This is a genomic window from Vreelandella massiliensis (assembly GCF_900155385.1).
GTDB lineage: Bacteria > Pseudomonadota > Gammaproteobacteria > Pseudomonadales > Halomonadaceae > Vreelandella > Vreelandella massiliensis.
In genome coordinates, this window is the sequence record NZ_LT699745.1 from 710,360 (window position 1) to 722,798 (window position 12,439).

The 12,439-nt window shown below is 56.3% G+C and carries 11 protein-coding genes; 6 read left to right on the forward strand and 5 right to left on the reverse strand.

Annotated elements, in window-relative coordinates:
- Window positions 1–39: 39 nt before the first annotated feature.
- Both BQ9846_RS07935 and BQ9846_RS07940 read left to right on the forward strand, forming a co-directional pair.
- A complete protein-coding gene (locus tag BQ9846_RS07935) occupies window positions 40–885 on the forward strand; it encodes a 23S rRNA (adenine(2030)-N(6))-methyltransferase RlmJ (RefSeq protein ID WP_075880487.1) in 846 nt (281 codons plus the stop codon).
- A 149-nt stretch (window positions 886–1,034) separates the two neighbouring features.
- Complete coding sequence (locus tag BQ9846_RS07940; protein ID WP_083651523.1) at window positions 1,035–2,174, forward strand: ImmA/IrrE family metallo-endopeptidase; 1,140 nt, start codon at window positions 1,035–1,037, stop codon at window positions 2,172–2,174.
- Here the strand turns inward: BQ9846_RS07940 and BQ9846_RS07945 are convergent.
- A complete protein-coding gene (locus BQ9846_RS07945) occupies window positions 2,089–3,342 on the reverse strand; it encodes an IS256 family transposase (RefSeq protein WP_075880488.1) in 1,254 nt (417 codons plus the stop codon). The genes BQ9846_RS07940 and BQ9846_RS07945 overlap by 86 nt on opposite strands.
- Before the next feature lie 223 nt (window positions 3,343–3,565).
- On the opposite strand from BQ9846_RS07945, the gene BQ9846_RS07950 reads away from it, so the two are divergent.
- Window positions 3,566–4,060 carry a DUF4411 family protein gene (locus BQ9846_RS07950; protein ID WP_075880489.1) on the forward strand — a complete coding sequence of 165 codons (495 nt, stop codon included), beginning with the start codon at window positions 3,566–3,568 and terminating at the stop codon, window positions 4,058–4,060.
- Window positions 4,061–4,172: 112 nt separating this feature from the next.
- Here BQ9846_RS07950 and mnmE read toward each other — a convergent pair whose 3' ends face one another.
- The 4 genes from mnmE to rpmH all read right to left on the reverse strand — a co-directional run bounded on the left by mnmE (window position 4,173) and on the right by rpmH (window position 7,990).
- The gene (gene mnmE / locus BQ9846_RS07955) at window positions 4,173–5,558 is read right to left on the reverse strand and encodes a tRNA uridine-5-carboxymethylaminomethyl(34) synthesis GTPase MnmE (RefSeq protein ID WP_075880490.1); all 1,386 of its coding nucleotides are present in this window, start codon (window positions 5,556–5,558) and stop codon (window positions 4,173–4,175) included.
- Window positions 5,559–5,673: 115 nt separating this feature from the next.
- Window positions 5,674–7,359, reverse strand: coding sequence for a membrane protein insertase YidC (gene yidC / locus BQ9846_RS07960; RefSeq protein WP_075880491.1), 1,686 nt, complete (start codon window positions 7,357–7,359; stop codon window positions 5,674–5,676).
- A gap of 117 nt (window positions 7,360–7,476) precedes the next feature.
- Window positions 7,477–7,842: a ribonuclease P protein component gene (gene rnpA / locus BQ9846_RS07965; protein WP_075880492.1), complete on the reverse strand. Its 366-nt coding sequence runs from the start codon at window positions 7,840–7,842 to the stop codon at window positions 7,477–7,479.
- 13 nt (window positions 7,843–7,855) lie between these two features.
- Complete coding sequence (gene rpmH, locus BQ9846_RS07970; protein ID WP_009101657.1) at window positions 7,856–7,990, reverse strand: 50S ribosomal protein L34; 135 nt, start codon at window positions 7,988–7,990, stop codon at window positions 7,856–7,858.
- Window positions 7,991–8,512: 522 nt separating this feature from the next.
- On the opposite strand from rpmH, the gene dnaA reads away from it, so the two are divergent.
- From dnaA to recF, 3 genes are all read left to right on the forward strand, one after another.
- Window positions 8,513–9,979: a chromosomal replication initiator protein DnaA gene (gene dnaA, locus BQ9846_RS07975; protein WP_075880493.1), complete on the forward strand. Its 1,467-nt coding sequence runs from the start codon at window positions 8,513–8,515 to the stop codon at window positions 9,977–9,979.
- A 43-nt stretch (window positions 9,980–10,022) separates the two neighbouring features.
- Entirely contained in the window at window positions 10,023–11,126 is a 1,104-nt protein-coding gene (gene dnaN, locus BQ9846_RS07980; RefSeq protein ID WP_075880494.1) for a DNA polymerase III subunit beta, read from the forward strand.
- Between the two features lie 101 nt (window positions 11,127–11,227).
- Window positions 11,228–12,391, forward strand: a complete 1,164-nt coding sequence (gene recF, locus BQ9846_RS07985) for a DNA replication/repair protein RecF (RefSeq protein ID WP_075880495.1) — start codon at window positions 11,228–11,230, stop codon at window positions 12,389–12,391.
- Window positions 12,392–12,439: the final 48 nt, after the last annotated feature.

Sequence of the window (12,439 nt, forward strand, 5' to 3'; positions counted from 1 at the left end):
GGGCTTTTCTTCGCTTTTTATGGGGTGTTTTAGGTTCTCATGCTCTCGTATCAGCACGCCTACCATGCCGGTAATTTTGCCGACGTACATAAGCATTTGACGCTATTTGCCGTCGTTGATTACTTATTACGTAAAAAATCACCTGTTACATATATCGACACCCACGCTGGCCGTGGGGTGTATCCGTTGGCGGCAAAAGAGAGCCAGCGTTTGCAGGAGCATCGCGAAGGCGTCGAACCGCTCTGGCACGCCAAGCGCACGCTTAACACCCCCCTTTTGCGACAGTGGTGCGATGCGCTGGCTTCCCTGCAGCCGTCACCCGCGTTACTTACCCACTACCCGGGCTCGCCGTGGTGGCTACATCAGCGCTTGCGCGAACAAGATGCCTTGCAGCTGTTTGAGCTCCACCCGGGCGAGCATCGCTACCTTGAGGATCAAGTGCTGAGCGCGAGTGCGACACGCACTTACGGCGATGGCCTTGCCGGTTTAACGCAGCGCTTACCCGTGGCGACGCCGCGCTTGTGCGTACTGATCGACCCGAGCTATGAACGCAAAGAGGAGTATCACGAAGTAAAGGATGCGGTGGCCCAGGCCATGAAAAAAGCGCGCCACGCCATCGTCATGATCTGGTACCCACTGCTACCCGCGGGGCACCACCACACGTTGATCGAAGGGCTTGCCGCCAGCGGTATCCGTAATATCTGGCGTAGCGAGCTCTGCCTGCGCTCACCCGGCGATCAACGCCACGGCATGTACGGCAGCGGGATGCTGGTCATCAACCCACCCTGGGGGCTGGATGAGCGCCTTGCGGCTGCCATGCGCGAGGTGGTGCCGCTTCTCGGAGCGGCCACCCATTACCACGGCGAATGGCTGGTGGGGGAGTAGTCGCGCGGCCCCGCAGGTTTACTGTTATTGCGGTTATTTCAGTAATTAGCGCTATTTTAGAGTTTGATCTGCCCTGTAACGGGACATGATGGCCAGGCTAGATTCCTCAGATTACACTACTTCTCAAGCCTCTTTTTACGAGCGAGACCATGGCAACCGCATACGCCAGAGTAAATCCAAACATCTTGAGCTGGGCCCGTGAGCGGGCCCAGCTCAGCGTGCCTGCGCTGGCGTCCAAGCTCAAAGTGCCCGAAGAAAAGATTGACGCTTGGGAACGTGGCGAGAAGCAACCCACTTTCAAACAAGCGCAAATTTTCGCGGCTCGAACTCATATTCCGTTCGGATACCTTTATTTACGGCAGCCCCCAGAAGAAAAAATGCCGCTGCCCGATCTCCGAACTGTTGATGGCAATGCACCACGTCGGGTATCTCCAGAGTTGATCGAAATGACTCAGATTGTCCTTAGGCGGCAAGAGTGGTTTTCTGAGTATTTACGCGATCAAAGCGTCGAAGCCAACCCTCATGTAGGTAGGTTCACTGCTGACGATAATATTCTCGATGTCGTAAACGATATGCGCCAGGTACTTGAGGTTCCTACTCATCCCGATAGGGGGGACTGGGAAAGCTATTATCGTCGCTTGATCCGTAAAATCGAGGATGCCGGAATACTGGTCATGCGACAGAGCTTCATTCGGCACCACAGCCGTCCTTTGTCTGTTCAAGAGTTCCGAGGCTTCGCGATTTTTGACTCTCTTGCTCCTGTCATCTTCATCAACCAGGCGGATGCACCGGCTGCACGGCTTTTCACACTAATTCATGAGCTGGCCCATATCTGGATTGGCAAAAGCGGCGTATCCGATGCCAGCCCTGATACCCACAGAAAGGAAGAAGTCTTTTGTAATGCCGTTGCGGCTGAGTTCTTGGTCCCGGAGAAAGAGTTTCTGTCTCTCTGGCAGCACGCTGATAATTGGAGGGACAACTTACCAGTACTGGAAGCCCACTTCTGCGTCAGCACCTGGGTAGTCGCAAGACGAGCGCTTAGTCTCGGAAAGATCAGCCGTGAAGACTATCGTGACTACGTCGAGACGCTTCAGCGTCAGTACCGAAACCGTGAAAAAAGTGCGGGCGGACCGACTTACTACCGAACACGAAAGGGTCAGATCAGTGAAACGTTGAGTTATGGTCAAGTCTGGTGTACAGCGGTCAAGCGGCGTTGCTGTCTGATTGATCGGTTAAAGGCTCACCATCCTGGAACTTCACGTTATTCACGACGAGTTCCAGTTTGTTGAACCCGGCTATCCGCTTCCAGCGCTTCTGAGCGCTCTGAAGCAGCTTAAACACCATCGCCAAGGTCGTTGCCCTAGAACCGCAATTCCGGCTGCGTTTGCTCCGCAGGCGAACCGTAGCGAAGGTCGATTCGATCGGATTGGTTGTACGAATATGCAACCAGTGCTCTGCCGGATAGTCGTAGAACGCCAGCAGCGCCTCCCGATCCTTCACCAAGCACGCCATGGCGTTGGGGTACTTGGTGTCAAAGCGTTTCACGGTGCGATCAAACGCCTTGTGTGCTTTGTCGCGTGTCTCGGCCATCCATATCTCGTGCAGGTCAGCCTTGACCTTGCGCTGCACGGATTTCGGCAGTTTGTTCAGTACGTTAGCCGTCTTAGGTACCCAGCAACGCTGGTGATCCGTTTCCGGGTAGAGCTTGCTCAACGCCGCCCAGAACCCCATGGCACCGTCGCCGATCGCAAGCTTGGGGGCATGGGTGAGTCCGCGTTCCCGTAGTCCCGTGAGCAGCTCTACCCAGCTGGCTTCCGACTCCCGTCGTCCATCTTCGACGGCAACCAGCTCTTTACGGCCATGCTCGGTCACACCGATGATCACCAGCAGGCACAGGCTGTCATCCATGCGCACCTTGCTGTAGATACCGTCGACCCACCAATAGACATAGCGCTGCTCTGATAGGTCGCGTTTCTGCCAGTCAGCATGCTCGTCCTCCCACTGCTTCTTAAGCCGGGACACGGTGTTCGCCGAAAGGCCTTTGGCCTGATCACCCAGCAGCGCGGCCAGTGCCTCTTGGTAGTCGCCGGTGGAGATTCCCTTCAGGTAGAGCCAGGGGATCAACTCCTCGATACTGCGGGTTCGCTTCAAATAGGGCGGTAGCAGGCTGCTGTTAAAGCAAGCGCCATGGCCGCTGCGGTCCCGTACCTTGGGTACTTGCACGCTAACATCACCGATGCCTGTCTGGATCGTGCGCTCGGGCAAGTGGCCGTTGCGGACCACGGCACGACGCCCATCCTCCAGCGTCTTGTCGGCGTATTGCTCCAGAAACGTCGTTAGCTCCGCCTCCACGGCCTTGGCGATTAAGTCTCGGGCTCCCTGGCGTAGCAGCTCATGCAGCGGGTCCGTGATGTCGTTGTCTGGCTGTGTCACGGCTTGGAGGGTAGAATCAGTCATGGCGTATCCACTTTTGTTGGTTGAGATCTTGGTCGTGATCAATCAACAGGATACGCCACCCTTCCTACTTCCTCCCATACACCAGAATCGAGCTTAACTCTGAAACGTTCTCTCGGGCCTTGGTTAGTGAAGCACTGAGTGGCCGTGTTCTACTTCGCGATGCAGGTAACTTGTTAAGCATGAAACCCAATCGCATACCGGAGTACGCCAAGGAACTGGGGGTATGATGTATTTGCTGGATGCAAACACCTACATTCAAGCCAAAAAACTGCATTATCAGATGGGCTTCTGCCCAGCGTATTGGTCATGGCTAGACCTGCAGTACAAAAATTCCTTGCTTGCGAGTATCCAAACTGTTCACGAAGAACTCGCTGATGGTGACGATGAGCTTTCAGAGTGGGTTAAAGACCGAAAAGAGCACTTTCTACCTGTATCCCGGGATGAGATTCAGGATCAATTTTCCCACGTTGCTCAATATGTGGCAGAGCTTAAAGGCAAAAAGCCGGAGTTCGTTGCCGAGTTTCTAGCCAAGGCAGACCCGTGGCTGGTGGCAACAGCGGCCGTTATCGGCGGAACCGTCGTGACACACGAAGTACCGGTGCCAGAGAACAGCGCCAAAGTTAAGATCCCCAATATTTGTGGCGCATTTGGTGTGCCCTACATCATCACATTCCAGCTTTTGAACCGCCTCGACGCCAAATTTGTTCTTGGCCAATAAGCCTACCAGTAGCAATAACCCGGTGGCCGAGACCCAGGGCCGCTTTCCAATCACTGCCTGGCTCTCGATCTCGATGCTGATTTTTATTGGTTGCCGTGGATAACCTTTTTTATCACTTCCCGATACAGAAGCTGCCAAAAATCTCGCCGAGCAGGTCGTCGGCGCTGAATTCGCCGGTAATCTCGCCGAGGGCTTGTTGGGCGTCGCGCAGGTCTTCGGCGAGGAGTTCACCGGCGCCGAAGCCGTCTAACTGCGTGCGGCCGGCTTCGAGTGCGGCGTGTGCTCGGTCGAGCGCATCCAAGTGCCGGCGGCGGGCGGAAAAGCGCCCCTCGGTGGTCGCGGAGAAGCCCATGATCTCTTTGAGGTGCGCTTTTAGCTTATCCACACCCTCTCCGGTTTTGGCCGAGAGGCGCAGCGTCGGATGGGTTGTGGATAAGTCAATCCCCGCGCTTTCCTGGCTGGTATCGATCTTATTGCGCACCAGCGTTAGCCGCGCGCGGTCGGGTAGGCGCTCGACAAACTCGGGCCAGATTGCCATCGGGTCGGTGGCTTCCGTCGTCGACGCATCGACCAGCAGCAGCACACGGTCGGCCTTTTCGATTTCCGCCCAGGCCCGGGCCACGCCGATTTTCTCTACCGCGTCCGGCGTATCGCGAAGCCCGGCGGTATCAATGATGTGCAGCGGCATCCCATCGATATGAATATGCTCGCGGAGTACGTCGCGGGTGGTGCCGGCAATGTCGGTCACAATGGCGGTTTCCTGCTCGGTGAGCGCGTTTAACAGGCTTGATTTACCCGCGTTGGGGCGCCCGGCGATCACCACGTTCATGCCCTCACGCATGAGCGCCCCCTGACCGGCGGCGGCGCGCACTTGGGCAAGATCCTGCTCCACACCGTTGAGCATTTCAGCAACCCGGCCATCGGCAAGAAAATCGATCTCTTCTTCGGGGAAGTCGATCGCCGCTTCCACGTAGATGCGTAGCTCAATCAGCCGTTGCACCAGCGCATGAACCCGCTGGGAGAACTCCCCCTGCAGCGAGCGCACGGCGTTCTCCGCGGCGGCGCGCGAGGTGGCATCAATCAGGTCCGCGATCGCCTCGGCTTGCGCCAGGTCGAGCTTGTCGTTCAGGAAGGCGCGTTCGGAGAACTCACCAGGCCGTGCCAGGCGTGCGCCGAGCTGCACGCAGCGCTCAAGCAGCAGGTCCATGATCACCGGGCCGCCGTGTCCATGGAGCTCAAGCACGTCCTCGCCGGTGAACGAATTCGGCCCGGCAAAGAAGAGCGCGATACCTTCGTCGATAATCTCGCTCTGCCCGTTAAACGGGCCGTAATGGGCATATCGCGGCCGCGGGCAGTGGCCGATGATCGCCTCGGCAAACCGGCGGCTATCGGGGCCTGAGAGGCGAATAATCCCCACGCCGCCGCGCCCCGGGGGCGTGGCAAGCGCGGCGATGGTGTCAGGGGTGTAAAGAGGGGGAGTATAGAGTGGTTCTGCCATGGTGCTTCCCGTGTTTTTCACTGCATTGTGATTTCCCATGCGTTAAAACGCCAGACCCCCGCGCAAGGCGGGGGTCTGAAACGGCGATTGCCATTAGCGTAAGCGAGGTGCATGGCTACTTGGTTCGCTTGCCTTTCCCTACGCTGGGGTCATTCTCAATCTGGCGGGTAATAAAGTACTGCTGCGCCACCGAGATAATGTTGTTGACCACCCAGTAGATCACCAGACCCGCCGGGAACCACAGGAAGAAGAAGGTGAAGATAATGGGCAGCATCTTCATGATCTTCGCCTGCATCGGGTCGGGCGGTGTCGGGTTGAGCAACTGCTGCACGAACATCGACGCGCCCATTAGGATCGGCAAAATGAAGTACGGATCCTTCACTGACAGATCCTGAATCCAGAACATGAACGGCGCATGGCGCAATTCCACGGACTCCAGCAGCATCCAGTAGAGGGCGATGAAGACCGGCATCTGAACCAGAATGGGGAGACAGCCGCCTAGCGGGTTGATCTTCTCCTTCTGGTAGAACTTCATCATCTCTTGCGACATCTTCTGGCGGTCGTCGCCGTACTGCTCTTTGAGGCGCTGCATCTCGGGGCCGAGTTTGCGCATCCGTGCCATCGACTTATAGGCCTTGGCCGAGAGCGGGAAGAGCGCCAGTTTGACCAGCACGGTCAGCAGCACGATCGACCAGCCCCAGTTACCCACCACGTCGTGGATCTTATCCAGCAACCAGAACAGCGGGTTGGCAATGAACCACAGCCAGCCGTAATCCACGGTGAGCTTGAGGTTGGGGGCCACTTGCTCGAGGTGATCCTGTACCTTGGGCCCCATGTAGAGCGTCGCGCCCAGGGTGGTTTCACCTTCGGGGGAGACCTGCTGAATCGGGCCGGCAAAGGCCGCTACGTTGCGATTGCGTGAATCCGTGGTCGCATAGTAGAGGTTCTGCTGATTTTGCGGGGGTGCCCAGGCTGAGACGAAGTAGTGCTGAATGATCGCTACCCAGCCGCCTTGTGCTTCGCGGTTGGAGAAGTTGCCGTTTTGAATGGTTTCAAAATCGACCTTTTGGTAGCGCTCCTCTGGCGTTGAATACGCCGCGCCCAGATAGGAGTTCATGCCCAGCGCCACGCCGCTTGAGGGGTCAGCGCTATTATCGCGTGCCAACTGACCAATAAAGCGGGCGCTGACCGGCTCTTCGGTGTTGTTGGCGAGATAGTAGCTGACATCAACCGCGTAGCTGCCGCGCTCGAACGTCAGGCGCTTGGTCACGTCAACGCCGTTCACACTGGCGCTGAGATCAACGGTTAGCTGCTCTTCATCGTCGCCTAGAACGTACGCGGTGCTCTCGGGTGAGAATGCGATACGGCTGGCCTGGTCATTTAGCTGCAGGCCTGAGCGGGCGACATAGCTGCGTGTGTCGTTATCGGAGAGCAGCACGTAGTTGCGCTCTGAGTTGAGGCGCAATTTATGCTGCGGCAAGGCGGCATAAAGAATATCGCCACCGAAAGGATCGATACGCACGTCAAGCACGTCAGTGGTGACGGCGATAAAGTCGCGGCTGTCGGTCTCGCTTTCGCCAGCCGCCATGCCGTCGTCGATATTGCCTTGCGAAGAGGCGCTCGAAGGCACGCTAAGCCCGCCGTTATCTTGCGTCTCGTCAGGGGTCGAGCCGTTTTGCTGAGATACCTCCGCGGAGGAGGGCATATCAACCGGTTGACCGTAGTCCTGATTCCATTGAACAACCAGGAGATAGGCCAAAACGGCCAATGGAATCAGTAGAATAAGTCGTTTTACGTCCATGAGGGTTCTGCCCGCTGGGTGGTGAACATGCTGATGGCGCAGGGTGATTTTACTCGACCTATGACACACAAAAGCCTGCCAAGCGGCAGGCCGAGGTCGAGCGGTAAGGCGTGTGCGTCAAGCGTCACGTTGCGCTTCGCGCTGCAGTCGTTTCCACATGCCGTGTAGCTGGCGATGTAACGTCTCGTTGTCGAGTTCATGCACGCCCCGCCGTGCCAATACCACGATATCAACCGCGGGTAACTGGTGCTGGCGTAAGCGAATCGATTCTCGTACAAGCCGTTTGAAACGGTTGCGTTGCACGGCAAGCTTCACATTTTTTTTGCTAACGACAAGTCCAAGGCGGGGATGCCCGTGAGTATTCCAGCGCGCTAGCGCCATCATACCTTTGCCATGAACTTTAAGATCAGCGTGTTCGAAAACATGACGGAAATCCCCGGCGCTAAGCAGACGCAGGCACCGAGGATAGCCTTGACGGAGCACACGCAATCCGAAATCAGGCGCTCAGACGCTTGCGGCCTTTGGCACGGCGGCGTGAGATCACGGCACGGCCGTTTTTGGTCGCCATACGAGCACGGAAGCCATGCGCGCGCTTGCGCTTTAGAACGCTGGGTTGAAAAGTGCGTTTCATAACTCGTTATTCCCACGTGGTTTTTGGACGGAATGTCGATTTAAAAGACCTAAACCAGCAAGGCACTGGCCTAGGGGGATCCAATTCAAGACCGGAAATTGTAGAGCCTTACTAGGTTAGGTGCAATTTTTTTGTGGCGTGACCGCGTGGGTATCGACCGTTATCAGCGCCACGCTACGCGACAAGACTCTTTAATAACAATAATAGTATTACTTAAATGATGTTGTTATTAATAGTGGGGATAAAAATTGTGGATAAGTGATTTAAGTATTTTATTAACAACACCCTATGCGTTTAAAAAAGGTGGGGATAAGCGGTGGTTTAGACGGGGTATAGCTGTGAGTAAACGGTGCAGTCGCGTGGATAAATAGGCGGTGGTAAGAGTTGTACCCCGTTTATCCGCCGCGCGTTGAGCATTCGATAAGAGGGTTATCCACAGCTGATATTTAGCCGCGCCCTGTGTGGATAACTGGCTTTTGGGGCGCTACAATACCCGGCCGTTTTCAACCGAAGGTGAGTTGAGTGTCTCTCGCGCTATGGCAACAGTGTCTGGACTATCTACAGGACGAGCTGAATTCACAGCAGTTCAATACCTGGATACGTCCCCTCCAAGCAGAGGAGGGGGAGTCCAACGAGCTGCGCTTGTTGGCGCCCAATCGCTTTGTACGCGACTGGGTGAGCGATAAGTACGCCAAGCGTATTAGCGAACTGATGCGCGAGCTTGCACCGACCAAACCCCCTAAAGTGAGCTTGACGGTGGGGAGTCGCCGCGCGGCCGCGCCGTCTCCCCAGCCAAGGGAGTTGGGCAACCCAGTGTCGGCATCGCCCGCCAAACCTTCGGCCCCGGCCGTTAGCACGCCGCCACGCGGCGACATTGCCGATGAGCGTGAGATCGATCAGCTGCGCGAGGAGACGCCAGCAAAACGCCCCAATGAGCGTCAGGTTCAGGTCGAAGGCAGCCTTAAGCACAACAGCGGCTTGAACCCCAATTTCACCTTCGAAACCTTCGTGGAGGGTAAATCAAACCAGCTGGCCAGGGCCGCCTCACGCCAGGTATCGGAGAACCCCGGCGGGGCCTATAATCCGCTTTTCCTATACGGCGGCGTGGGGCTGGGTAAAACCCACCTGATGCACGCGGTGGGTAATGCGCTGGCGACCCGGCGGGAGAACGCGCGCGTGGTGTATCTGCACTCTGAGCGCTTTGTCGCGGATATGGTGAAAGCCCTTCAGCTCAATGCGATTAACGATTTTAAGCGCTTTTACCGCAGTGTTGATGCGCTACTGATTGATGACATTCAGTTTTTCGCCGGCAAGGAGCGCTCTCAGGAAGAGTTTTTCCATACTTTCAACGCGCTGCTTGAGGGTGGTCAGCAGATGATACTGACCTCGGACCGCTACCCAAAAGAGATTAGCGGCGTTGAGGAGCGGTTAAAGTCTCGCTTCGGGTGGGGGCTCACTGTCGCCATTGAGCCGCCCGAGCTTGAGACCCGCGTGGCCATTTTGATGAAAAAGGCCGATCAGTCCAAAGTCGACCTGCCCCACGATGCGGCCTTTTTTATCGCCCAAAAGATCCGCTCCAACGTGCGCGAACTGGAGGGGGCTTTAAAGAAAGTGATCGCCGACTCTCACTTTATGGGCAAGCCGATCACCCAGGATTTTATCCGTGAATCGTTAAAAGATTTGCTCGCGCTACAGGATAAGCAGGTCGGCGTGGATAATATTCAGCGCACCGTGGCGGAGTATTACAAAATTAAAGTGGCGGATTTGCTCTCCAAACGGCGTTCGCGCTCGGTCGCCCGCCCTCGGCAAGTGGCGATGGCGTTAGCCAAGGAGCTTACCAACCACAGCCTGCCGGAAATTGGCGACGCCTTTGGCGGGCGCGATCACACGACGGTATTGCACGCTTGTCGTAAGGTAAAAGCCTTACAAGAAGAGAGCGCGGATATTCGTGAGGATTACAAGAATTTGCTGCGCTTATTGACCAGCTAGCGTATTGACTCGCTAACGACCGACTAATTTTTTTGGAGCGTTGATGAAATTTTCCATTTCCCGAGAGGCACTGCTGCGTCCGTTAACGCTGGTGGCCGGCGTGGTCGAGCGCCGTCAAACGCTTCCCGTGCTCTCTAACGTCTTGATCGAAATCGAAGGCGATCAGGTGGCGCTCACCGGCACCGATTTGGAAGTAGAGCTGGTGGGGCGCACCGTGGCGAGCCACGTCGAACAGGAGGGTTCCGCCACGTTGCCGGCACGTAAGTTGATGGACATCTGTAAATCGCTGCCGGAACAGGCCGAAATCCAGCTCGGGGTGGAAGAGGGGCGGGCGGTACTGCGCAGTGGCCGATCTCGCTTTACGCTTTCGACGCTGCCGGTGGCTGAATTCCCCAGCATCGAAGATGGCGAAGGAAGCCAAGAATTGAGCGTACCGCGCGGTACATTGAAGCACCTGATCGAATCGACGTCTTTCGCCATGGCGCAGCAGGATGTGCGCTACTATCTCAACGGCCTGCTGCTGGAAATTCAGAGCAACCTGTTGCGTGCCGTGGCGACCGATGGGCACCGCTTGTCGATGTGTTCGCGCTCGGTCGAGGTGAGCGTAGAGCAGCCGCACAAGCTGATTGTGCCGCGCAAAGGGATTCTGGAACTTGCGCGCCTGTTAGACGATAGCGACGAGCCTGTGAGCTTGACGCTAGGCTCTACCCATATTCGCGCGCATACCGGTGATTTCACCTTCACGTCTAAGCTAATCGACGGCAAGTTCCCTGATTATGAGCGTGTTGTACCGCGTAATGGCGATAAAGTGCTATTGGCGGAGCGCGCCGAGTTGCGCCAAGTGCTGTCGCGGACGGCGATACTGTCCAACGAAAAATACCGCGGTGTGCGGCTCTACCTAGAGCCTGGTAATTTGAAAGTGATGGCCAACAATCCGGAGCAGGAAGAGGCCGAAGAGAATATCGCCGTCGAGTATAACGGCCCTGCCATGGAGATTGGCTTTAACGTCGGCTACCTCGTGGATGTGCTGACGGTGTTAAATGAAGACCGTATTCAGATGACATTGGCCGACCCCAACAGCAGCGCGTTAATGGAAGAGCCCGGTGGCGGGGATGCGTTGTACGTGGTCATGCCAATGCGTTTGTAGGCGCTTGATATCTTTAACGTGATGCGGCAATTGCAAGTTGTTCTGGCGGTGCCCCTTTTAGCGAAAGGGGCGCCGCCTTCGTTTGTTGATGGGCAACGGCAATGAGCATAGAACAGTTGAACCTTCAGGGCCTTAGGAACCTCGCACCTGTCGCGATGGTGCCAAGCCAACGGATTAACCTGATCAGCGGGGTTAACGGTAGCGGCAAGACGAGTCTTCTGGAAGGAATTCACATCCTGGGAATGGGGCGCTCGTTTCGGACTCGGCAGCTAAAGAATGCGATTCAGCGTGACGCATCGCAAATGACCCTCTTCGCCCGTTTAGCCGGCGAGCCCGAGACAACCGTCGGCGTGCGCCGTTTTCGCGATCAAAGTGAACTAGAGCTGCGGTTAAAAGGCAGCAAAAATGCGCGCCTGGCTGAACTTGCCGAAGCCCTACCGCTACAGTTGATTAACCCCGACGCGTTTCGTTTGCTGGAAGGCTCACCCGCTGGACGACGTGAATTCCTCGACTGGGGTGTGTTTCACGTGAAACATGATTTTTTGGCCTCTTGGCGGCGAGCGCGTCGGGCGCTGAAACATCGGAATGCCCTCCTTAGGCGTGGTAGAATAGCTCCCCAAGAATTAGACGTTTGGGAACATGAGCTGGCCGGTAGCGGCGAGCTCATTGATCAGCAGCGGCGTGAGTGGTTTACCGCCTTCTTGCCCGTCTTTGAAGAAACGCTTTCCGCGCTGCTGCCGATGGAAGGGTTAACCCTCCATTATGCACGGGGTTGGGATAAGACGCGCGAGTTAGCCGATGTGCTAGCGGCAAGCCGGCCAACGGATTTGCAAATGGGTTTTACTCAGCAAGGGCCGCAGCGCGCGGACCTACGTATCAAAATCCATAGGCAACCGGCGATTGAGGTGCTTTCCAGAGGCCAGCAGAAACTTGTTGTCAGCGCGTTGAAACTTGCGCAAGGCCGGCTTTTGGAAAGCAGCGTCAATCGGCACTGTGTGTACTTGATCGATGATTTGCCCGCTGAGCTCGATAAAAAACACCGCCAGCGGTTTTGCGAACTTCTTGAGTCCATGCAGTGCCAAGCATTTATTACCAGCGTCGAACCGGCCGCCTTAGAAAACCGATGGCTCTCGGGTACCGAGGTTCAAATGTTTCACGTGAAACATCTTGAGCAGACAGAAACGCCTTCCGGGGGAAGTTCTTCAGCGCTGAGTCAGCTGATGCACATCGGTAGCGACCATGATACGTCAGTGGTACGACGTTGAAAAAAGGTGTCGGTCAACCAGGCGATACGGACAAATAGACTTCACGAT